General features: G+C 61.6%; 24 protein-coding genes and 1 pseudogene. 14 read left to right on the forward strand and 11 right to left on the reverse strand.

Annotated features, from left to right (window positions below; translation table 11 throughout):
• The first annotated feature begins 32 nt into the window (after positions 1 to 32).
• Together RHEC894_RS22125 and RHEC894_RS22130 are read left to right on the forward strand one after the other, a co-directional pair.
• Positions 33 to 281, forward strand: coding sequence for a type II toxin-antitoxin system ParD family antitoxin (locus tag RHEC894_RS22125; RefSeq protein ID WP_012559996.1), 249 nt, complete (start codon positions 33 to 35; stop codon positions 279 to 281).
• Complete coding sequence (locus RHEC894_RS22130; protein WP_010064973.1) at positions 278 to 568, forward strand: type II toxin-antitoxin system RelE/ParE family toxin; 291 nt, start codon at positions 278 to 280, stop codon at positions 566 to 568. The genes RHEC894_RS22125 and RHEC894_RS22130 overlap by 4 nt, the downstream gene beginning before the upstream one ends.
• A gap of 147 nt (positions 569 to 715) precedes the next feature.
• On the opposite strand, the gene ugpC is transcribed toward RHEC894_RS22130, so the two are convergent.
• The 7 genes from ugpC to RHEC894_RS22165 all read right to left on the reverse strand — a co-directional run bounded on the left by ugpC (position 716) and on the right by RHEC894_RS22165 (position 7,113).
• Positions 716 to 1,795 (reverse strand): sn-glycerol-3-phosphate ABC transporter ATP-binding protein UgpC, encoded by a 1,080-nt coding sequence (gene ugpC / locus RHEC894_RS22135; protein WP_085739161.1) that lies wholly within the window; start codon positions 1,793 to 1,795, stop codon positions 716 to 718.
• A gap of 21 nt (positions 1,796 to 1,816) precedes the next feature.
• Positions 1,817 to 2,197 carry a cupin domain-containing protein gene (locus RHEC894_RS22140; protein ID WP_085739162.1) on the reverse strand — a complete coding sequence of 127 codons (381 nt, stop codon included), beginning with the start codon at positions 2,195 to 2,197 and terminating at the stop codon, positions 1,817 to 1,819.
• Positions 2,198 to 2,212: 15 nt separating this feature from the next.
• Positions 2,213 to 3,304, reverse strand: a complete 1,092-nt coding sequence (locus RHEC894_RS22145; RefSeq protein ID WP_085739163.1) for a Gfo/Idh/MocA family oxidoreductase — start codon at positions 3,302 to 3,304, stop codon at positions 2,213 to 2,215.
• 2 nt (positions 3,305 to 3,306) lie between these two features.
• A complete protein-coding gene (locus RHEC894_RS22150; RefSeq protein ID WP_085739164.1) occupies positions 3,307 to 4,134 on the reverse strand; it encodes a carbohydrate ABC transporter permease in 828 nt (275 codons plus the stop codon).
• A complete protein-coding gene (locus RHEC894_RS22155) occupies positions 4,131 to 5,093 on the reverse strand; it encodes a sugar ABC transporter permease (RefSeq protein WP_245339531.1) in 963 nt (320 codons plus the stop codon). The genes RHEC894_RS22150 and RHEC894_RS22155 overlap by 4 nt, the downstream gene beginning before the upstream one ends.
• A gap of 32 nt (positions 5,094 to 5,125) precedes the next feature.
• Complete coding sequence (locus tag RHEC894_RS22160; protein ID WP_085739166.1) at positions 5,126 to 6,379, reverse strand: extracellular solute-binding protein; 1,254 nt, start codon at positions 6,377 to 6,379, stop codon at positions 5,126 to 5,128.
• Positions 6,380 to 6,459: 80 nt separating this feature from the next.
• On the reverse strand, positions 6,460 to 7,113 hold the full coding sequence (locus RHEC894_RS22165) for a GntR family transcriptional regulator (RefSeq protein ID WP_085739167.1): 654 nt from the start codon (positions 7,111 to 7,113) through the stop codon (positions 6,460 to 6,462).
• Positions 7,114 to 7,241: 128 nt separating this feature from the next.
• Between RHEC894_RS22165 and RHEC894_RS22170 the strand changes: the two genes are divergently transcribed.
• Positions 7,242 to 8,453, forward strand: a complete 1,212-nt coding sequence (locus RHEC894_RS22170) for a Tm-1-like ATP-binding domain-containing protein (RefSeq protein ID WP_085739168.1) — start codon at positions 7,242 to 7,244, stop codon at positions 8,451 to 8,453.
• Complete coding sequence (locus tag RHEC894_RS22175) at positions 8,450 to 9,274, forward strand: phosphoenolpyruvate hydrolase family protein (RefSeq protein ID WP_085739169.1); 825 nt, start codon at positions 8,450 to 8,452, stop codon at positions 9,272 to 9,274. Before RHEC894_RS22170 ends, RHEC894_RS22175 begins: the two co-directional genes overlap by 4 nt.
• Positions 9,275 to 9,346: 72 nt before the next feature.
• On the opposite strand, the gene RHEC894_RS22180 is transcribed toward RHEC894_RS22175, so the two are convergent.
• A complete protein-coding gene (locus RHEC894_RS22180; protein WP_089152735.1) occupies positions 9,347 to 10,198 on the reverse strand; it encodes an NAD(P)-dependent oxidoreductase in 852 nt (283 codons plus the stop codon).
• A gap of 213 nt (positions 10,199 to 10,411) precedes the next feature.
• Here RHEC894_RS22180 and RHEC894_RS22185 point away from each other — a divergent pair, with 213 nt between their 5' ends.
• The 9 genes from RHEC894_RS22185 (at position 10,412) to RHEC894_RS22225 (ending at position 17,004) form a co-directional block, all read left to right on the forward strand.
• Positions 10,412 to 10,876, forward strand: a complete 465-nt coding sequence (locus tag RHEC894_RS22185) for a universal stress protein (RefSeq protein ID WP_085739171.1) — start codon at positions 10,412 to 10,414, stop codon at positions 10,874 to 10,876.
• A gap of 93 nt (positions 10,877 to 10,969) precedes the next feature.
• Positions 10,970 to 11,884 carry a J domain-containing protein gene (locus tag RHEC894_RS22190; RefSeq protein ID WP_085739172.1) on the forward strand — a complete coding sequence of 305 codons (915 nt, stop codon included), beginning with the start codon at positions 10,970 to 10,972 and terminating at the stop codon, positions 11,882 to 11,884.
• 2 nt (positions 11,885 to 11,886) lie between these two features.
• Positions 11,887 to 12,210 (forward strand): chaperone modulator CbpM, encoded by a 324-nt coding sequence (locus RHEC894_RS22195; RefSeq protein ID WP_085739173.1) that lies wholly within the window; start codon positions 11,887 to 11,889, stop codon positions 12,208 to 12,210.
• Positions 12,211 to 12,360: 150 nt separating this feature from the next.
• On the forward strand, positions 12,361 to 12,555 hold the full coding sequence (gene napE / locus RHEC894_RS22200) for a periplasmic nitrate reductase, NapE protein (RefSeq protein ID WP_085739264.1): 195 nt from the start codon (positions 12,361 to 12,363) through the stop codon (positions 12,553 to 12,555).
• A 3-nt stretch (positions 12,556 to 12,558) separates the two neighbouring features.
• Positions 12,559 to 13,062 carry a ferredoxin-type protein NapF gene (napF, locus tag RHEC894_RS22205; protein WP_085739174.1) on the forward strand — a complete coding sequence of 168 codons (504 nt, stop codon included), beginning with the start codon at positions 12,559 to 12,561 and terminating at the stop codon, positions 13,060 to 13,062.
• Complete coding sequence (locus tag RHEC894_RS22210; RefSeq protein WP_085739175.1) at positions 13,055 to 13,339, forward strand: chaperone NapD; 285 nt, start codon at positions 13,055 to 13,057, stop codon at positions 13,337 to 13,339. The genes napF and RHEC894_RS22210 overlap by 8 nt, the downstream gene beginning before the upstream one ends.
• A complete protein-coding gene (napA, locus tag RHEC894_RS22215) occupies positions 13,314 to 15,818 on the forward strand; it encodes a periplasmic nitrate reductase subunit alpha (RefSeq protein ID WP_085739176.1) in 2,505 nt (834 codons plus the stop codon). The genes RHEC894_RS22210 and napA overlap by 26 nt, the downstream gene beginning before the upstream one ends.
• Entirely contained in the window at positions 15,788 to 16,288 is a 501-nt protein-coding gene (locus tag RHEC894_RS22220; protein ID WP_085739177.1) for a nitrate reductase cytochrome c-type subunit, read from the forward strand. The genes napA and RHEC894_RS22220 overlap by 31 nt, the downstream gene beginning before the upstream one ends.
• 8 nt (positions 16,289 to 16,296) lie before the next feature.
• The gene (locus tag RHEC894_RS22225) at positions 16,297 to 17,004 is read left to right on the forward strand and encodes a NapC/NirT family cytochrome c (RefSeq protein ID WP_085739265.1); all 708 of its coding nucleotides are present in this window, start codon (positions 16,297 to 16,299) and stop codon (positions 17,002 to 17,004) included.
• Between the two features lie 27 nt (positions 17,005 to 17,031).
• Here RHEC894_RS22225 and RHEC894_RS22230 read toward each other — a convergent pair whose 3' ends face one another.
• The 3 genes and pseudogenes from RHEC894_RS22230 to RHEC894_RS32605 form a co-directional block, all read right to left on the reverse strand.
• Positions 17,032 to 17,961, reverse strand: coding sequence for a phosphatidate cytidylyltransferase (locus tag RHEC894_RS22230; RefSeq protein ID WP_085739178.1), 930 nt, complete (start codon positions 17,959 to 17,961; stop codon positions 17,032 to 17,034).
• Positions 17,958 to 18,578, reverse strand: a complete 621-nt coding sequence (locus RHEC894_RS22235; protein WP_085739179.1) for a lysophospholipid acyltransferase family protein — start codon at positions 18,576 to 18,578, stop codon at positions 17,958 to 17,960. The genes RHEC894_RS22230 and RHEC894_RS22235 overlap by 4 nt, the downstream gene beginning before the upstream one ends.
• 44 nt (positions 18,579 to 18,622) lie before the next feature.
• Positions 18,623 to 18,712, reverse strand: a pseudogene (locus tag RHEC894_RS32605) (CDP-alcohol phosphatidyltransferase family protein); the annotation flags it as partial.
• A 236-nt stretch (positions 18,713 to 18,948) separates the two neighbouring features.
• Between RHEC894_RS32605 and RHEC894_RS22240 the strand changes: the two are divergent.
• Complete coding sequence (locus RHEC894_RS22240) at positions 18,949 to 19,935, forward strand: BMP family protein (protein ID WP_085739180.1); 987 nt, start codon at positions 18,949 to 18,951, stop codon at positions 19,933 to 19,935.
• The last annotated feature ends 7 nt before the right edge of the window (positions 19,936 to 19,942 follow it).

Below are 19,942 nucleotides of genomic sequence, written 5' to 3' on the forward strand. Positions count from 1 at the left end.
AATTGGTATATTGGGCCTAAAGGAGATTCAGCATGGCTAGAAATACGTCCATATCGCTCAGCGACCATTTCGTCAGCTTCATCGACACGCAAGTTCAGGCTGGCCGCTATGGTTCAGCCACTGACGTCGTTCGGGCTGGCCTTCGCCTACTTGAAGAACACGAAGCCAAAGTGAAGGCATTACAGGACGCCTTGATAGAAGGCGAAGAATCCGGCCCTGCCACACCCTTCGATTTCGATGCGTTCAACGCTCGCAAACGGGCGACGTTCGAGGCGAAATGACAGGCATCATATTTTCCCCCGCCGCGCAAACCGATATTGACAAGATTTGGGATTACACAGCGACGAGTTGGAATGTCGATCAGGCAGAGCGTTACATTCAGGACATAAGAGACGCCTGTCACGAACTGGCGGAGGGAACACGGATGAGCCGTCCCTCAGACATTCGGAAAGGGTACAGAAAGGTCTCCGTTGGCTCGCATTTTCTGTATTTCAAAAGTAATGATGCGGGCCAGATCATCGTTGTACGCATCCTTCATCAAAGAATGGATGTAGCCAAGCACTTGTAAGGCTGTTGCGGGGATTGCTTGACTATTGCGGTCAGTCGCCGCTTTCCGGCCGTGCAACAATCGCGTCCAGTTGCCCGGTGAGCACGCGGCTGCCTCGACATCGCCCGCCAGCCTAGCGAAAACATCAACCGGCGGGAAACGACGGCCTCAGACATTCGTTTCAGGAAGGCGCCTGCCCGTCGCGGCCGAAAACAGATGTTCGCCGGCCGCCCGCAAGGTGAAGCGGATCGTGTCGCCGGGCTTTATCGCCATGCGCTCGCGAAACAGCATATTGACGTTTTCTTCGCCGATCCGGGCGACAACCTGGGTCTCGGCCCCGGTCGGCTCGACGACGACGATCTTGGCCGGTGTCCCCTCCTCGGCGATGGCGAATTGTTCAGGCCTGATGCCGTAGATGAGTTCCTCGCCGGGATCGGCTGCGCCGGGGCGCAGCGACAGCGGCATGGCGACGCCGCTGTCCGTGCGGAAGATCGAAGGCGCATCGGCCTGGATGCGGCCCTTGAGCAGGTTCATCGCCGGCATGCCGATGAAGCCGGCGACGAAGGTGGTTGCCGGGCGATCATAGATCTCCAACGGCGTTCCGATCTGCTTGACGATGCCGTCGCGCATCACGACGATGCGGTCGGCCATGGTCATCGCCTCGGTCTGGTCATGGGTGACATAGACGGTGGTGATCTTCAGCCGCTGGTGGAGCTCCTTGATTTCGGCGCGCATCGCCACACGCAGCTTGGCGTCGAGATTGGAAAGCGGCTCGTCGAAGAGGAACACCTTCGGATCACGCACAATCGCACGGCCCATGGCGACGCGCTGGCGCTGGCCGCCCGAGAGATGACGCGGATGGCGGTCGAGATAGGGTTCCAACGCCAGGATCTTGGCGGCGGACTGCACGCGGCGGCCGATCTCCTCCTTGGCCGTGCCGCGCAGCTTCAGCGAAAATCCCATATTCTCGGCGACCGTCAGATGCGGATAGAGCGCGTAGCTCTGGAACACCATGGCAATGTCCCGCTCCTTTGACGGCAGGCCGTTGACCATGCGGCCGTCGATCGAAAGCTGGCCCTCCGAGATTGTCTCCAGGCCGGCAATCATGCGTAGGAGCGTGGACTTGCCGCAGCCGGAGGGGCCGACGAGCACGATGAACTCACCATCTTCGATGTCGACATCGACGCCGTGGATGACGGGCAGCGTGCCGTAGGATTTGCGGATGTTGTGAAGCGCGATCGACGCCATGATATTTTCCTCAGGTTGCGCTCAGGCCGCGCCTTCGCCTTCATGATTGACCGCCGTCCGGGTGCCGGAGGAAAACATGATCAGGGCGAAGAGCGGTTCGGTGCCGAGTGCGCGCGCCCAATGGCGGACATTGCGGGGAATGCGGATGGCGTCGCCGGCTTCGAGCCGGTAAAGGGCGTCGCCGAGCTTGTGTTCGCAAAGGCCGGAAACGACGTAAAGGATCTCCTCGCAATCGGGATGCGAGTGCAGCTGGTTGCGCTCACCGGGATTGATGCGGCAGGTGCCGAAGGTCATCTCGGCGCCGGGCGTGCCCTCGCCGGTGATCTTCCAGTTGAGTTCGCCCCATGTAGTCGGCATGAATTCGCCGCCGGCTTTCCTGAAAATAATATCGGTCTCGCTCAAGGCGGTCCCTCCCCGTCAGAGATTGGTGGTGACGCCGGCATCCGTGCGTCGGTAAAATTCGAAGAGCTTCATGATCTCGCGGGCGATTTCGAGCGTGCCCCGGGTTATCGATGTGCCGGAAAGGATCGCATCCGTCAGATGCAGGATCTCGGGCACATAGCCGAGATAGAAGAGATTGTTGTTGTAGAGCTGGCCGAGCGAATGCTCCGGCTCGTAGATGAGCGCGGCATTCTCGTCCGGCTGGATGAAGCTTGCGGCGCGGCCGTAAGAGGGCAGGTCCGCCTTGCGGAAGTAGGTCAGCCGGCTGCCGTTTTCGACGATGGCATTGGCGCCTTCGCCGATGATCTCCACCCGCTCGAAGATGCTACCGCCGGATTGGCCGGCGGCAAGGTGCAGCGTGCCGATCGCGCCGGAGCGGAAGCGCAGGCTGGTGACGGTGGCTCCCGTCAGCGCTTCCCATTCGTAGCCTGCGCGTTCGATTTCTCCGCCGAGAAAATTGAGGATCGCGCCGGGATGATAGATGTGGTCGAGGAAGCTCTGCATCCTGACGAGATCGACGCGCTCTTCAGGCTTCGGCAGACTCTGGGGATAGCGGACGTTGATCGAGGTCAGCCTGCCGAAGCCGGGCGAGCCGATCAAATCCTTGAGCTTCTCGATCGTGGGGAAGAAGGTCTTCTTGAGGCCGGTCATCACCATGCGGCCGGCCGCCGTACTTGCCGCCTGCAGTTGTTCGATATCGTCGATGCTTGCCGCCGTGGGCTTTTCCATCCAGACATGCGCGCCGGCTGCCAGCGTGTCGAGCGCCAGATCGGTCGCCTGCACCCGGCCGTCTGGATGATAGGCGGTGACGAGAAAGACCAGCTCCGGCTTTTCCTGCTCCAGCATCTCGCGGTGATCGGTATAGGCTTTGCCGGCGCCGAAAAGCTTGGCGAATTTTTCGGCGCGGCCGAGATCGAGATCGCAGATGCCGGCAAGCTCGACCGGCGCATAACGCAGCGCCGGATAGACATTGCGATAGGCATGGCCGCCGGCGCCGATGAAGCAGGCCTTGATGCGATGGTCGAATTCGAAATTGTAGCGGATTTCCCGCTGTACGTGGTGCGACATGGTCAGCCCTTGATTGCTCCCTGCGTCAGCCCCTCGGTGAAACGGCGCTGCATCAGGATGTAGAGAAGAATGATCGGCAGGAACGAAATGACGGTCCCTGAGAAGACCAGGCGGTAATCCGAGGCATAGGTGCTGGCGAAACGGACGAGCCCCAGCGGCAGCGTTTGGACCTCAGGGCTGATCAGCACGATCAGCGGCAGGAAGAAATCGTTCCAGGTGGAGAGCGCGCTGATGATGACGAGCGCCTGCACCGCCGGCGTGGAGATCGGCAGAAAGACCTTGGTGAGGATCTGGACATGCGAAGCGCCGTCGATCTTGGCGGCCTCGATCAGATCATCCGGCACGCCGATGAAGAAGCTCCGCATCAGGAATATGCCGAAGGGAATGCCGTTGCTGACCTGCACCAGCACGATACCAGCAAGCGTGTTGACGAGGTTCAATCCGAAAAGCACCTGGTAGAGCGGGATGACGATCGCCTGGACCGGCACGGTCAGCCCGAGGATGAAGGCATAGAACAGCCATTCCCGGCCGGGAAAACGGATCTTGGCAAGGGCATAACCGGCCGGCGCGCAGGTGACGAGCGACAGGGCGACGACACCGATGAGGTTGATGAGGCTGTTACCGACGAGGTCGCCGAAGCCGCCGATCTGCCAGGCGTCCAGATAGTTCCGCCACATCAGGTCGGCGGGCCAGGTGAAGGGGTCGGCCCGGCCGATCTCGGCCTCAGTCTTGAAACTCGAAATTAAGAGCCAGACAAAGGGGGCGAGGATCAGGATCAGAACAGGGGTCAGCGCCAGCGCCACCGGCCATTCGCGATTGCGCACACTCATCGGGAAAGCCTCGCGCGCCAGCGGTTGAAGACGATGGTGATGGCGATCGCAAGTAGGCTGAGCAGGATGCAGAGCACCGCAGCAAGACCGTGATCCTGGGACTGGAAGGCAAGCCGGTAGATGTAGGTGGTGATCAGCTCGCTCTGATAGAACGGGCCGCCATTGGTCATGACGAAGACGGTGGCGAAGCCCTTCAGGCCGTTGATCATCGCCAGCGAAACGACGAAGGTCGTCACCTCGCGAAGCCCCGGCAGGGTGACATAGATCAGCTTCTGGAAGGCGTTGGCGCCGTCCACCTCAGCCGCATCGTAAAGCGAGTGGTCGATATTCTGCAGGCCGGCGATGAAGAGCAGCATGTAAAGGCCGAAACCCTGCCACGAGCTTGCGACATTGACGGAGAACAGCACCAAAGCGGGGTCGGAAAGCCAGCCTTGCGTGAAGGCGCCGAGCCCGATCCGCGTCAGGCCGGTGTTCAGCAGGCCAAAAAACGGATCGTAGATATTGGCCCAGATGACGCCGACGACGGCGAGCGACACCAGATGCGGCAGGAAGAAGGCGGTGCGGAAGAAGACTTGCGTCACTCTCAGCCTGCTGACGGCAAGCGCCAGCAGCAGGCCGAGCCCGCCGGCCATCACCACATGATAGGCCAGCCAGACGAAGGTATGGACGAGACCCTTCCAGACGATCGGATCCTGCGCCGCTTTGGCGTAATTATCGACGCCGACGAAGCTTGCTGATGTATTGAAGCCGGCGGAACTGTTGAAGCTCAGCCAGAACGTGGCGGCGATCGGTAGCAGGGTGAAGACGGCATAAAGGGCGAGCGCCGGCGCCATCAACCAGAATGCGGTACCGGCATCGCCATCGGTTGAGATCGACCCGGCCATTCGTGGTCTGGACATACGGGCGGGGTTGCCGCCCGTATGTCCTGGCACGGCAGGCGCATCCCTGAGAGGAGCCATGACCTTGCTTCCGGGCGTTTCTGGAATGACCACTATTTCGCCTCTGCCATCTTCGCCTGGATCTGCTTCATGCCGTCCTCGCCGCCGATCTGGCCAGAGATCAGGCCCTGGATGACCTGGAAGTAGGTGTCGAGCACGGGGCCTGGCAGATAGACGCTCGGATTGTAACCGACGCCGCCGGCGGCGGCAGCGAAGATGTCCTTCAGGACGGGGGTCGGCGGTTCGACACCGGGGATTTCACGCGGGTAGATCATCGTGCTTGCCGGATCCTGCGCGCGTTTCTTCATCACGGCATCAGACAGCATGAAGTCGATCCACTTCATCGCAAGCTCCGGCTGCTTTGAGTTGACCGGCACGAGCCAGCTCCAACCGACGCCGCCAGTTGGGATATCAGCACCCTTGATGTCGGAGGGCATGGGCGCATAGCCGGCATTGGCGAGGTCATAGCCTGCCTTGCGGGCATTGGCGGTGAACCAGGGGCCGGCAACGAACATGGCCGCGCGTTTGTTGAACCAGAGGCGCGAGGCGCCATCGAGATCGAGGCCCGCCATCTCTTTCTTGATGTAGCCCGCCTCGACCAGCTTCTGCAGCCGGATGGCGCCGGCTGCGACCGATGGATCGTCCCAGGCGATCTCGCGGCGCAGCGCCTTGCCGATCGCCTCCTTGCCGCTTGCCGATTGCAGCAGGTTGCCGAAGAGATGGCCGGCGCTGCCGGTGGTGCGCGGACCGATGGCGATCGGCTGCAGGCCGGTCTCTTCGATCGACTTCATCAGCGTTTCGAATTCGCTCCAGCTCGCCGGGATCTTCCAGCCGGCCTGCGCGAAAATATCCTTGTGATACCAGATACCAAGCGCATCGAGGCCGTCGGGAACCTCATAGATTTCGCCGCCGAACTGGCCCTTCAGCTCGGTGTAGAGCCAGGGATAGATCTCATCCTTCCAGCCGCGCTTTTCATATTGCTCGGTGAGCGGCATGACCTGCTTGGCGTTCTTGACGACGCTGATGCGGCCGATGCCGGAGTTGGTGAGGATCACGTCAGGACCGGCATCCGATTGGATCGCCGCCTGCACCGCGCCGTTGCTGATCGTCCCGGTCGGCGGCATGAATTCAACCGTTACACCGGGATTGGCCTTTTCGAAATCGGCCTTGATGCCGTTCCACAGCTGCGCGACCAGCGGTTCGGTGATTTGCTCCGGACCCCACATCTTCAGGGTTTCGGCATGCGCCGGCAAGCTTACGGCGATCATCGCCGCCAGCGCCGTTGTGCGGGCAAGAAATTTCAGCATTGCTCCCTCCTCCGGGCCTCTCCTCGGCCACGTTTTTTGACTGTTGAAAAGGAGACCTCCCTCTCCTTCACTTCATCCGGCTAACCCTTCTGAAAGCGCGCCATGACGGCCTGCTGGACGTCGCTGATATGCGCGTGCATCAGCGCCTTGGCGCGGGCAATGTCGCGCGACCGGAAAGCCTGCAGGATCTGATCGCGCTCCTCGGCCGCCCTTTCGGCGAGATCGCGGCTCTCATTGGCGATCGAGCGGCAGATCTGGATCTGCAGCGCGAGCCGCGCCAGCGTTTCGATCAGTGGCGCGCTTCCCGACAGCTCGGCGATGGTCTCGTGAAATTCCTTGTCGCGAATGCCATAGGTTTCCATGTCACCGCGGCGCAGCGCCGCCACCGCCTCGTCCAGGATGCGTTCGAAACCTGAAATGTGCCGGTCGCTCATCTGCGGAACGGCGAGCTCGACGGCGAAGCATTCGAGCGTCTTGCGCAGATTGTAGAGGTCGTCGATCTCCTTCGGCGTGAAGCTGCGCACGAAGAAGCCGCGATAAGGCTTGATCTCGATCAGCCCTTCCTTGGCAAGCGTGCCGATCGCCTCGCGGAACGGCGTGCGGCTGACCTGCAGGCGTTCCGTCAGTTCCTTTTCATCGATCGAGACGCCGCTCGGCAGCTCGCCGGAGACTATCAGGCGAACGATTTCCTCGTAGATCCGCTCGCGAAGGGTGAGGTGGCGCGGTGCGTTCATGGTCTCCATTTCCGTCTGGCGTTTGTGATTTAAGTATGCAATATACTAAATAATATACAATATGGAAAATACAAAATCGGAAATTTTATCGAAAGCAACAGAAAAGTTCAAAAAGAGGAGGAAAACCAATGGGAAAGGTCTATGTCGTCGGCACTTGCGACACCAAGGGAGCGGAACTGAATTACGCCAGGGAGGTGGTTCGTGCGGTCGGCGCCGATGCCGTGCTGGTTGATGTCGGCACTCTTGGGGAAGGTGCCGAGGCCGATATCCGGGCACGCGAAGTCGCCGAATTTCATCCCGAAGGTGCGGCGGCCGTGCTCGGGCAGACCGATCGGGGAACGGCGGTCTCGGCCATGGCCAAGGCGTTGACGGCATTCCTCAGATCGCGGGATGACATCGGCGCCGTTCTCGGCCTCGGCGGAACCGGCAATACCGCGCTGGTGACGGAGGCGATGCGCTCGCTTCCGATCGGCCTGCCGAAACTGATGGTCTCGACGGTCGCCTCAGGCAATGTCGCGCCCTATGTCGGGCCGAACGATCTGACCATGATGTATTCGGTCGTCGACGTTGCCGGCTTGAACGCGATCTCGCGCAAGGTGATCGGCAATGCGGCGAACGCGGTGGCTGGCATGGCCCGCAACCCCATTCCCGCGTCGACGAACGACCGGCCGGGCATCGGCATGACCATGTTCGGCGTCACTACTTCCTGCGTCACGCAGGTTCGCGAGCAGCTCGGCAAGACGCATGAAATCTACGTCTTCCATGCCACAGGCGTCGGCGGCCAGTCGATGGAGAAACTTGCCGATTCCGGCCTGCTGCAGGGGGTGATCGATGTGACGACGACGGAGGTTCCCGACCTACTCGTCGGTGGCGTCTTTCCGGCCACCGAGGATCGCTTCGGCGCCATCATCCGTACCGGCCTGCCCTATGTCGGTTCGGTCGGCGCCGTCGACATGGTGAATTTCGGCGCGCGGGAAACCGTGCCGGCGCCTTTCCGCGATCGTAGGCTTCACGTCCACAATGCACAGGTGACGCTGATGCGCACCACGCCGGAGGAAAACGCCAGGATCGGCGCCTTCATCGTCGAACGGCTCAATCACATGCAAGGCCCGGTCCGTTTCCTGCTGCCGCTCCAGGGCGTTTCGGCGATCGACGCCGTTGGTCAGCCGTTCCACGATCCGCAAGCCGACGCGGCGCTGTTTGCCGCCATCCGCGACGGCTGGCGCGATGCGCCGAACAGGCGCCTCGTCGAGATAGACGCCCATATCAACAGCCCGGAATTCGCCGCCGCACTCGTCGCCAACTTCCATGACATCCATGCTTCAAGGAGGGAATTTTGACCCGTATCGACAGAAACGACATTCTCAACAAGCTTCGCCGCAAGATTGCCGAGGGCCGGCCGATCATCGGCGGCGGCGCCGGCACCGGCCTTTCCGCCAAGAGCGAGGAGGCCGGCGGCATCGACCTGATCGTGATTTACAATTCCGGGCGCTACCGCATGGCCGGGCGAGGCTCGCTGGCCGGCCTGCTCGCCTATGGCAATGCCAATGAGATCGTCAAGGAGATGGGCCGCGAAGTGCTGCCGGTCGTGCGCCACACGCCGGTGCTGGCCGGCGTCAACGGCACCGATCCCTTCATGCTCCCCGATCACTTCCTCGACGAGCTGAAGGCAATGGGTTTTGCCGGCATCCAGAACTTTCCCACCGTCGGCCTGATCGACGGCACCTTCCGCGCTAATCTCGAAGAGACCGGCATGGGCTTCGATCTGGAAATCGACCTCATCGCCCGCGCACGCGCCAAGGACATGCTGACGACCCCTTACGTCTTCAGCAGCGACGACGCCGTGGCCATGACCAAGGCCGGCGCTGACATCGTCGTCTGCCATCTAGGCCTGACCACCGGGGGCTCGATCGGCGCCGAAATGGCGCTGACGCTCGACGGCTGCGTGGAAAAGATCAACGCGTGGTCGGATGCCGCAAGATCGGTGCGCAACGACGTTATCGTGCTTTGCCACGGCGGGCCGATCGCCATGCCCGCGGATGCGGCCTATGTGCTCGCCCGCTGCAAGGGCTGCAACGGTTTTTACGGCGCAAGCTCGATGGAGCGGCTGCCGACCGAGGTCGCGATCAGAGCGCAGGTCGAGGATTTCGCGAAGATATAGGCGTCGGTTGGACCGGCCGCATGCCAGCTGCCGGCGCCTCCGTGGGGGGTGCCGGTGGCAATGCGCTTGGGGTCAGGCGCCGGTTTCACGAGGCGCGAGGATGCCGTCCAACTGTGCGACGAGTGCGCGGCTGCCCTCCACATCCTCCGCCAGCGTGGAGAAAACACCCGCCATGCCCCGGAAGATCGTTGCCGCCGGATCGTTCTCTCCGAGGAAATCGGCGATCTCCTGCATTTCGGCGACCCAGCGATAGGCTTTCGGATACATGTCGGGAATGGATTTCGACAGCTTGCGGTCGACATCGGGGAGGCTTTCGGCGAGTTCGGCCTTCAGGTTTTCGGCAGCACCCGAGCGCGATGCGGCAAGCAGCATCGCAGCGCCGAGGCCGATAAATCCCTTGTTGATGCCGGCATAACACATTTTCAACGCCGAAGCCGCGCCGAGCGGCCCGTCGAGCCTGCGGACCCGCAAGCCGTAATCTTCGAGCAACCTGCTTCGCTCCGCACCATCGCCGCTGACATAGACGGTCGGACCTGATCTTCCGGCAACCGGCGGGCCACCGATGATGGCGCCATCGAGCACCTCCACGCCGGTGCCTGCGAACCGTGCCGCCAGCGCCTGCATGGTTTTCGGCGCAATGGCGTTGAGATCGATGAAGGGCGCGGGCGCCGATTGCCCCGACGACACCTCTGCGACGAATTCGGCGACCTTGAGCGCTTCCGCCGGCGGAACGATCGACAGGATCAGCTCGGCCTTCGCCAGATCCTGGCGGCCGGCCGGCACCATGCCGGCCGCCTTTGCCCGCGCAATCGTCGGCTGGCTCCTGCCCTCGAGATAAGTCAGCACCGTGGCGCGATGGTCGATCAGCCGTTTGGCGACGGCGCTTCCCATCGCGCCCGCTCCGATAATTGCGATATTCGGCATGTGAACCTCGATGATGGACGACATGCCACTAAAGCTATTGCCGATGGCCATGCCGTCAACTGCGACGTTCCGCCCCGAAGCTCATCCTGAACAGAGGACCACATCCTGCGGCGTTGCGATATCGTGGCATTTCTGCTTGATATCGGTCAAAGCAAGCACGGTCGACGGCAGGTACGATCGATACGAGCTTTCGCATTCGGGGATATCGAATCAATGTATCGGACGATCATCTGCGGCATCGGCATGGGTTCCCGGCAAACGGCAAACCGTCTTCTGCGCCGGGCTGCAGCACTTGTGGACGAGGGCGGCAGCATCATCGTCACGCACGTCATCGAGAATATCCCGCATCGTCACCTGACGGAGCTTCCCGAGGCATTCGAAACGACCGCCATCATCGACGCCGAAAAGAAACTGGCAGCCCTCTGCAAGGACCTCGGGATTCCGGCAAGGATCGAGGTGCGTATCGGCGTTGCCGCCTCCGCGCTCGTCGCGGTCGCCAGGGAGACGTCGGCCGATCTCATCCTGCTGTCATCGCATGTGAGCGATATCACCGACTACGTCTTCTCCTCTATCGTCGAGACGGTCGTGCGTCACGCCGGATGCTCGGTTCTCATCGACCGGCGGCCCGATCACGCCGAAGGCTTGGCGTCTCAAGCGGAAGACACGGCGTCGCTCTGACCTTCTGCCGCCTCCCCTCCCCGGCGGCGGTTTGAGAACCTATATCTTTCCCAAGCCAACCGGCAGTAATGACTGCCTTGACCGGAGATATGCATGAGCCAGGATCCCTATGAGCTTCTGGGCGTGAAGCGGGATGCGACGCAAAAAGACATTCAAAGCGCCTTCCGCAAGCTCGCCAAGAAACTGCACCCCGACCTCAACCCCGGCGACAGACACGCCGAGGAACGGTTCAAGGAAATTTCGACCGCCTACGAGATCTTGAGCGATGAGGAAAAGCGCGGCCGCTTCGACCGCGGCGAGATCGACATGACGGGCGCCGAGCGGGCTCAGCGCAGCTATTACCGCGACTATGCGTCGGCGAGCGGTCCCGGCAATCCCTACCGCAACAGTTCCGGCTTCGCCGATTTCGCCGATGCCGACAATTCCTTTGCCAATTTCTTTTCGCGCCGCGCCGGCGGCGGCAGGATGCGCAGTCAAGGTCAGGACCGGCGCTTCTCCATGGAGGTCGATTTTCTCGAGGCCGTCAACGGCACCAGGACCGAGATCAAGCTTCCGGACGGACCGCAGCTCGATGTGCAGATCCCGCCCGGAACCCGCGACGGACAGACCTTGCGGCTGCGCGGCAAGGGCGAGCCGGGGATCGGAGGCGGACCACCCGGCGATGCCCTCATCGAAATCCGTGTGAGCCCTCACCGTTTCTTCACCCGCGACGGCGACGACATCCGCCTGGAACTGCCGATCTCACTCGGCGAAGCGGTGCTCGGCGGCAAGGTCCGCGTGCCGACACCGTCGGGACCGGTCAACCTGACGCTGCCCCCGCACTCGAATACCGGCAAGGTTTTGCGTCTCAAGGGCAAGGGTGTTGCCACACGCGGCGGCGGGCACGGCGACGTCTATGTCGCTCTGAGGATCGTGCTACCGGACAATCCCGACGAACGGCTGACGTCTCTGATGAAGGAATGGGCGACGGCAAATCCATACGATCCGAGGAAGAACATGGAGGCCTGATCGTGGATGATCTCGAATTCCGTCTTTGCTTGAAAATCGATGTCGTCCAGCTCGATCTCTGGATCGAACAGGGCTGGCTGATCCCGGAGATGTCGAACGAAGGACGGCAATTTCGCGACGCCGACGTCGCGCGCGCCCGGCTGATCCTGGACCTCATGGGAAACATGGGCGTCAACGAAGCCGGCGTCGATATCGTCATGGAGCTGGTGGACGAATTGCACGGCCTGCGGGGAACGATGGGCCAGTTGATGACGGCGATAGGCAGGCAGGAGCGGGATGTTCAGCGCCGGCTGTTCGAGAGCCTGGAGGACATCGGCCGGTTTTAGACGTTCCTTGCGCAGGCGTTTTCTTGCGACGTTCCATCGCGGCGACAATGCGAGCCTGCTGCCTGTGAGAGGCAGTTGCAGCCGGGTGGAATGCAAGTCATCTGGTCATGGGTGACCGGGCATGTTATCGTCTCTGCCTGGGGGCCTGTCATGTCTGAATTGCTTCAAAAAGCATCGGGACAGAGCGATCCGCGCGCAAAACGCCGGGCGGAAGTGCTGGCTTTCCTTATCCTTGCATTCGGAATATGGCCTCTGGTTGCCGTGGGCGTCGTCGGCGGTTATGGTTTCCTCGTCTGGATGTTTCAGATCGTCTTCGGCCCTCCGGGGCCGCCGCCGGGGCATTGAGCCATGTCCCAAGCGCCGATGTCGAGACGTCAATTTCTCTCAGCCCGGCCGGTAACGACCGATCACAGGATTTGCCCGCCGGGAGCATCGATGCAAAGCCTTGCCGCGGCATGCACGGGATGCGGACGATGCGAGGAGCAATGTCCCACCCTGATAATCCGTCTCGTGGACGGACTGCCGTCGCTGGACTTCATGCGAGGCGAATGCACGTTCTGCGGTGAATGCGCGGCATCTTGCCCGCAGCCGGTCTTCACCGCGGAACGGATCGATCGCTTTGCCCACGTCGCCGCGATTGGCGACGCATGCCTCGCGACGCGCGGCATCACCTGCCAGTCGTGTGGAGAAGCTTGTCCCCAGCAGGCAATCCGTTTCCGGCCCCGCATCGGCGGCCCGTTTGTTCCGGAGCTTCGTACCGAGATTTGCAATGGATGCGGGGGATGCATCGCCGGCTGCCCGGTCAACGCCATCACATTGCAGCTTTACGGGATGGAGGCGGCCGATGCCTGAGCCGGCTCTGCGCTATCACATATCGAGCGCCGTGGTCGCGACCGTGCCGGCCCACACCGCAGCTGTGCTCGCGGCGCTCGCTGAAATGCGGAATGTGGAGGTTCACGGTCATGCCAACGGCAAGATCGTCATCGTCATCGAGGGAACGAGCACGGGCATGCTCGGCGATCGTCTGTCGCAAATCTCGCTTCTGGACGGGGTGATTGCGGCAAACATGGTGTTCGAGCATGTCGAGGAGGAGATGCAAGGCCATGACGGGAGAACTGAACAGGCGTGACCTTCTGAAGGCCCAGGCCGCGGCCATCGCCGCGGCAGCCGCGGGAATAGCAATGCCGGCCGTCGCGCAGCCGGTGCCCGGCGGCGTCGGCGCATTGGAGATCAAATGGTCGAAGGCCCCCTGCCGTTTCTGCGGCACCGGTTGCGGCGTCATGGTGGGCGTCAAGCAAGGCCAGGTCGTTGCAACGCATGGAGATATGCAGGCAGAGGTCAATCGCGGCCTGAACTGTATCAAGGGCTATTTCCTCTCCAAGATCATGTATGGCGAGGATAGGCTTCAGCCCCCCCTGCTGCGCAAGCGCGACGGCCGCTACGCCAAAGACGGCGAGTTCGAACCGGTGAGCTGGGACGAGGCCTTCGACGTGATGGCCGAGCAATGCAAGAAAGTGCTCAAGGACAAGGGGCCGACGGCGGTCGGCATGTTCGGCTCGGGCCAATGGACGATCTTCGAAGGATATGCCGCCACAAAGCTGATGCGGGCCGGCTTTCGTTCCAACAACCTCGACCCCAATGCCAGGCATTGCATGGCGTCTGCCGCTTACGGGTTCATGCGCACCTTCGGCATGGACGAGCCGATGGGCTGCTACGACGATTTCGAGAACGCCGACGCCTTCGTGCTCTGGGGCTCTAATATGGCGGAGATGCATCCGATCCTGTGGACGCGCGTCGCCGATCGCCGGCTGGGGCAACCGCATGTCCGCGTTGCGGTGCTTTCGACTTTTACGCACAGGAGCATGGATCTCGCCGACATTCCCATCGTCTTCAAGCCGGGAACCGATCTGGCAATCCTGAACTTCATTGCCAATCACATCATTCAGACGGGACGCGTGAACGAAGACTTCGTCCGCGACCACACGAAATTTGCAAAAGGCGTCACCGATATCGGCTACGGCCTGCGCCCGGACAATCCGGTTGAAGTCGCCGCGGCCAACGCCAAGGATCCCGGCAAAACCGAGCCGATGGATTTCGACGCCTTCAAGGAATTCGTCAGCGAATACACGCTGAAGAAAACATCCGAACTCACCGGCGTCGATCCGGAATTCCTGGAGCAGCTTGCCGAACTCTATGCCGATCCCGGCCGCAAGGTGATGTCGCTTTGGACGATGGGCTTCAACCAGCATGTCCGCGGCGTCTGGGCGAACCAGATGATCTACAATCTGCACTTGCTGACCGGCAAGATCTCCGAGCCGGGCAACAGCCCGTTCTCGCTGACCGGCCAGCCCTCGGCCTGCGGGACGGCCCGTGAAGTGGGAACCTTCGCCCATCGCCTTCCCGCCGACATGACGGTGGTGAATCCCGAGCACCGCAAGCATGCCGAAGAAATCTGGCGTGTCCCGCAAGGGATCATTCCGGAACAGCCTGGATATCATGCCGTCCAGCAGGACCGCATGCTGAAGGACGGCAAGCTGAATTTCTATTGGGTGCAGGTCAACAACAACGTCCAGGCCGGACCGAACACCAGCAACGAGACCTGGCAGGGTTATCGCAACCCGGAGAATTTCGTCGTGGTTTCGGATGCCTATCCGACCATAACCGCGATGAGTGCGGACCTGATCCTTCCCGCGGCGATGTGGGTCGAGAAGGAAGGCGCCTATGGAAACGCCGAACGGCGCACCCATGTCTGGCATCAGCTCGTCCAGGCCAAGGGCGAGGCGCGATCCGACCTCTGGCAGATCGTCGAATTCTCGAAGCGGTTTACCACCGATGAGGTCTGGTCGACGGACATCCTCGATGCCAATCCGGAGTATCGGGGAAAAACGCTCTTCGACGTGCTGTTCCGCAATGGCGAGGTGGATAAATTTCCGCTCAGTGAGATCAGCGCCGAATACGACAATGCCGAGGCCAAGGCGTTCGGGTTCTATATCCAGAAGGGCCTGTTCGAGGAGTATGCCTCCTTCGGGCGCGGCCACGGACACGACCTCGCGCCGTACGATACATATCATGAAGTACGCGGGCTCCGCTGGCCGGTGGTCAACGGCCAGGAGACGCGCTGGCGATACCGCGAAGGCTACGACCCCTATGTGAAGCCCGGCGAGGGCGTGAAATTCTACGGCCAGAAGGACGGCAGGGCGGTCATCCTGGCTGTACCTTACGAGCCGCCGGCAGAATCTCCCGACGACGAATTCGACTTTTGGCTGGTGACGGGCCGTGTGCTCGAACACTGGCATTCCGGATCGATGACGATGAGGGTTCCGGAGCTTTACCGGGCTTTTCCCGGCGCGCGATGTTTCATGAATGCCGAGGATGCCCGCAAACGTGGCATCAACCAGGGAGCGGAGGTGCGGATCGTTTCCCGCCGCGGCGAGATCCGCTCGCGCATCGATATCAGAGGCCGGAATCGAATGCCGTCAGGCGTCATCTTCGTCCCCTGGTTCGACGCCAGCCAGTTGATCAACAAGGTCACGCTCGACGCCACCGATCCCATCTCCAAGCAGACGGATTTCAAAAAATGCGCGGTCAAGATTCTTCCCGCCGTTTAAGGCGACCGGAATGGCAGGCAGTCGCAGCCGGCATCGTCGTTTTCCTGGCGACGGCCGCCTTCGGCCAGGTGGTGCAGCAAACCGTCCCTCAGCTGGAGGGCCCGACGCCTTCGATGGAAACAGGGGATGCCAAACCCCTGCCGAAGTGGATCGTCGACGACAAGCGCAGGATGCGGGCCTATCCGGACCAGCCGCCGATTATCCCGCATTCGATCGAAGGCTATGAGCTGTCGGTCAATGCCAACCGCTGCCTCTCCTGCCATAAGCGGGAATTCACCCAGGATAGCGGGGCGCCGATGATCAGCGTCACGCATTATATGACGCGAGACGGCCAGATGCTCGCCGACGTTTCCCCTCGCCGGTACTTCTGTACGGCGTGCCATGTGCCGCAGGCGGACACCCCGCCGCTCGTTCCCAATGCGTTCAAGGATATGAGCGAGCTCGGTTTCAAACCGGCCGGGAGCGAGTGACCGTCATGATCGCATTTATCAGGAAAGCGGTTCTCTGGGCGTGGTCGATCCTGACGACGCCGGCGGCAACGATCGGGCTCGGCGTCCTGACGCTCGGCGGCTTTGTCGGCGGCGTCCTCTTCTGGGGTGCGTTCAATACCGCGCTCGAACTGACCAATACCGAAAAATTCTGCACCTCCTGTCATGAAATGCATGACAACGTCTATCAGGAGCTTTCGCGCACCATCCATTTTTCCAACCGGTCGGGGGTGCGCGCGACCTGCCCGGACTGCCACGTACCGCATCAATGGACCGACAAGATCGCCCGCAAGATGCAGGCCTCCAAGGAGGTCTGGGGCAAGATATTCGGCACGATCAACACCCGCTCGAAGTTTCTGGAAAAGCGGCTGGAGCTTGCCCAGCATGAATGGGCGCGCATGAAGGCCAATGACAGCCTGGAATGCCGCAACTGCCATTCGGCGGTGGCGATGGATCTGCAGAAGCAGACACAACGCGCTGCCGAGATCCACACCCGATATCTGCTTACCGGCCAGGCGACCTGCATCGACTGCCACAAGGGTATCGCCCATGAGCTGCCGAACATGGAAGGCATCGATCCCGGCTGGAAAATGCCGAAAGAGCTCGAGGGTAATAAGAGCGCCGATGCGACGCCGATCGACGATCTCCAAAATGCCATGGCAAGGGCTCACGCGTCATCGATGGAGATCATGAGATAAGCCTTCGCTTTCACCCCATTGGACTCCTTAGACGGTGTACCAATAGCGGACGATGTGGAAGAACAGTGGGGCGGCGAAGGTGATGGAGTCCAGGCGGTCGAGCACGCCGCCATGACCCTCGATGACATAGCCCCAGTCCTTGGCGTTGAGATCGCGCTTGATCGCCGAAAGCACGAAGCCGCCGAAGAAGCCCGCGACGACGATGATCGTGCTGACAGCCGCTGCCTGCAGAGGCGAGAACGGCGTCAGGCGATAGAGCAGCGTTCCCACCAGGATGGCCGAGGCGCCGCCGCCGAAGAGGCCTTCGAGCGTCTTCGAGGGGCTGATGTTCGGCGAGAAGCGGTGTTTTCCGAGAAGCTTGCCCCAGACATACTGGAAGACGTCGCTGAGCTGCACGACGATGACGAGATAGACGAGGAGAAGGGCCGAGGGCGTACCGGTCTGCAGCATCAGCAGTGCGGGAGCATGGCTGATCGAATAGACCGTCAGCATCAATCCCCATTGCACCCTGGCGGTGCGCGCCAGGAATTCGTTGACGTCGCCCGTCAGGGTCGCCACCGCCGGCAGGATCAGGAAGGCATAGACCGGGATGAAGATCGCGAAGAGGCCGTACCAGAGTGTCCCGAGCAGCACGTAGTGCACCGGCAGGACGACGAAGAAGGACAGGAACAGCGCCAGATGGTCGCCGCGCCGCGATGGCGTCAGCGTCCAGAATTCGCGAAGCGCCATGAAGGACAGGAATGCGAATAGGACGACCACCGCTGTATCGCCGAGCAGGATCGCACCGCCGAATATCGCGACCATGATCCACCAGGAGCGGATACGGGCATTGAGATTGTGGACGGTCGCAACGGATCCGGGCTCGGTCGCGCGCCGCTGAAGGATGAAGCCGATGGCCGAGGCGACCGCCAGCAGGCCGAGGATCGCGGCAAGCACAATGGAGAAAAAGCTGCTCATGCGATGTGCTTTCCGTCCGCTAACTCGATGACTGCTGCACGGGCGCGCGCCAGAAATGCGTCCTTTCCTTCGCCCGGTTCGACGCGCAGCGCCTTGCCGAAGCGCGCGGTGCAGGTGATCGGCACGATGAGCCAGCTTCCCTTCGGCAGGATGCGCTGAAGATTGTCGAGATGGATCGGCACGAGATCGACGTCGGGGAAACGGCATGCAAGGCGATAGATGCCGCTGCGGAAAGGGGCGATCTCCTCGCTGGCGCTTCTCGTGCCTTCGGGGAAGATCAGGACCGAGCGCCCCTCATCGAGCAGGCGCTCGACCGGCTCCAGCGGATTGCTGTCTGGCAGAGGCTTGCGGTCTATCAGGACAGCGCGCAGGCCTTTCTCCGCAATGAAACGCCGAAAAGCGCTCGTTCCCCAGTAATCGCGCGCCGCGATCGGGTGGGTCAGCCGCCGCACCTGATACGGCAGGGCAGCCATGACGGCAACGGTATCGACATGGCTGTTGTGATTGGCGAAATAGATGCGGCGGCGGGGGTCGGGCGTACAGCCCCGCCACTCGCTTCGGGCGCCGACCATGATCCGGACGAACAGCACGAGAAGGCGACGGATGAGCGCGGTCATAGTCTCTCCAGGAAACGGTTGAGGTTCATCCTGCGCGTGGTAGCGGTGCGCGCCAGCCACGCACTCAGCCCGATCGCCCAGGACGACGACCGGCTCGCGATCGGCCGCCGCGAGGCGTCTTCTTCTTCACCCATTACAATTTCCCCAACCCAATAGCTCTATGCATAGCCTGCCGGAGTCGTCGCGCCAAGCCCTGCAGATCCGGCCCCAGAAGCACGGCGGCACCGGGTGTGCAGCCCTGTCATATCTCGTTCTTTCAGCCAGGTCGGGGCGGCCGATCAGCCTGATTTTTAAGCTTAATCGTTGCTTGACACATTTTTGGGCGTTGCTATGATTTTTGAACCAAATGGTAAAAAAGGGGGAGCAATCAATGACCAAAGACATCCTGATTTCACGCCGGGCAGTCATCGCATCGGGCATTGCGCTTGGCGTCAGCGGCTTCGCCCCGCTCGCAAGGGCTGCTGCCCCGTTGAAAGTCGCCGGCATTCATGCGTCGCCGGTTGAAAATGCCTGGAATTCCTGTCTTCACAAGGCCCTTCAGGACGCGGCCAAGGACGGCGTCATCGAATATGTCTTCTCCGAAGGCGTCTCCGGCACCGATTATCCCCGCGCTATGCGCGAATATGCCGAACAGGGCAACAAGCTGATCATCGGCGAGGCCTATGCCGTGGAAAAGGAGGCCCGGCAGGTCGCGGCCGACTATCCCGATACCGCTTTCGTGCTGGGTTCAAGCGGCGAGCAGGCCGGCGACAATTTCGGCGTTTTCGGCACCTGGAACCACGACGGCGCCTATCTTGCCGGCATGCTGGCGGGCAAGATGACCAAGTCGAACGTCGTCGGTTCGGTCGGCGCGATCCCGATCCCCGAGGTCAATATGCTGATCAACGCCTTTGCCGCGGGCGTCAAGGCGGTCAACCCGGATGCAAAACACCTCGTCTCGTTCATCGGCACCTTCTTCGATCCGCCGAAGGCCCGTGAAGCTGGTCTTGCCCAGATCGACGCCGGCGCCGACATCCTGTTCGGCGAACGCATTGGCACGGCCGACGCTGCCAAGGAGCGCGGCATCAAATCGGTCGGCTCGCTGATCGATTACACGCCGCGTTATCCGGATACGGTGTTTGCCAACGCCATGTGGTATTTCCGCCCGATCCTGAATGCTGCGATCGCCGATGTCGCCGCCGGAAAACCGGTCGGCCGGAATTACACATCTTACGGCCTGATGAAGGAAGGCGGCAGCGACATCGTCTTTGTCAAGGGTGTCGCGCCCGCCGAAGCGGAGGCCGCGATGGAATCCAAGCGCGCCGAGATCAAGGCCGGCACCTTCGAAGTTCCGAAGATGATGGACGAGCCGAAGTAGTCGGCTC

This window comes from Rhizobium sp. CIAT894 (assembly GCF_000172795.2).
Lineage (GTDB): Bacteria > Pseudomonadota > Alphaproteobacteria > Rhizobiales > Rhizobiaceae > Rhizobium.

What these genes read in the sequence shown, in the direction of transcription:
- RHEC894_RS22125 (WP_012559996.1), top strand. Translation starts at nt 33, where the DNA reads ATGGCTAGAAATACGTCCATATCGCTCAGCGACCATTTCGTCAGCTTC.
- RHEC894_RS22130 (WP_010064973.1), top strand. Translation starts at nt 278, where the DNA reads ATGACAGGCATCATATTTTCCCCCGCCGCGCAAACCGATATTGACAAG.
- ugpC (WP_085739161.1), bottom strand. Translation starts at nt 1,795, where the DNA reads ATGGCGTCGATCGCGCTTCACAACATCCGCAAATCCTACGGCACGCTG.
- RHEC894_RS22145 (WP_085739163.1), bottom strand. Translation starts at nt 3,304, where the DNA reads ATGTCGCACCACGTACAGCGGGAAATCCGCTACAATTTCGAATTCGAC.
- RHEC894_RS22150 (WP_085739164.1), bottom strand. Translation starts at nt 4,134, where the DNA reads ATGAGTGTGCGCAATCGCGAATGGCCGGTGGCGCTGGCGCTGACCCCT.
- RHEC894_RS22155 (WP_245339531.1), bottom strand. Translation starts at nt 5,093, where the DNA reads ATGGCTCCTCTCAGGGATGCGCCTGCCGTGCCAGGACATACGGGCGGC.
- RHEC894_RS22160 (WP_085739166.1), bottom strand. Translation starts at nt 6,379, where the DNA reads ATGCTGAAATTTCTTGCCCGCACAACGGCGCTGGCGGCGATGATCGCC.
- RHEC894_RS22165 (WP_085739167.1), bottom strand. Translation starts at nt 7,113, where the DNA reads ATGAACGCACCGCGCCACCTCACCCTTCGCGAGCGGATCTACGAGGAA.
- RHEC894_RS22170 (WP_085739168.1), top strand. Translation starts at nt 7,242, where the DNA reads ATGGGAAAGGTCTATGTCGTCGGCACTTGCGACACCAAGGGAGCGGAA.
- RHEC894_RS22180 (WP_089152735.1), bottom strand. Translation starts at nt 10,198, where the DNA reads ATGCCGAATATCGCAATTATCGGAGCGGGCGCGATGGGAAGCGCCGTC.
- RHEC894_RS22185 (WP_085739171.1), top strand. Translation starts at nt 10,412, where the DNA reads ATGTATCGGACGATCATCTGCGGCATCGGCATGGGTTCCCGGCAAACG.
- RHEC894_RS22190 (WP_085739172.1), top strand. Translation starts at nt 10,970, where the DNA reads ATGAGCCAGGATCCCTATGAGCTTCTGGGCGTGAAGCGGGATGCGACG.
- napE (WP_085739264.1), top strand. Translation starts at nt 12,361, where the DNA reads ATGTCTGAATTGCTTCAAAAAGCATCGGGACAGAGCGATCCGCGCGCA.
- napF (WP_085739174.1), top strand. Translation starts at nt 12,559, where the DNA reads ATGTCCCAAGCGCCGATGTCGAGACGTCAATTTCTCTCAGCCCGGCCG.
- RHEC894_RS22210 (WP_085739175.1), top strand. Translation starts at nt 13,055, where the DNA reads ATGCCTGAGCCGGCTCTGCGCTATCACATATCGAGCGCCGTGGTCGCG.
- napA (WP_085739176.1), top strand. Translation starts at nt 13,314, where the DNA reads ATGACGGGAGAACTGAACAGGCGTGACCTTCTGAAGGCCCAGGCCGCG.
- RHEC894_RS22220 (WP_085739177.1), top strand. Translation starts at nt 15,788, where the DNA reads ATGCGCGGTCAAGATTCTTCCCGCCGTTTAAGGCGACCGGAATGGCAG.
- RHEC894_RS22230 (WP_085739178.1), bottom strand. Translation starts at nt 17,961, where the DNA reads ATGAGCAGCTTTTTCTCCATTGTGCTTGCCGCGATCCTCGGCCTGCTG.
- RHEC894_RS22235 (WP_085739179.1), bottom strand. Translation starts at nt 18,578, where the DNA reads ATGACCGCGCTCATCCGTCGCCTTCTCGTGCTGTTCGTCCGGATCATG.
- RHEC894_RS22240 (WP_085739180.1), top strand. Translation starts at nt 18,949, where the DNA reads ATGACCAAAGACATCCTGATTTCACGCCGGGCAGTCATCGCATCGGGC.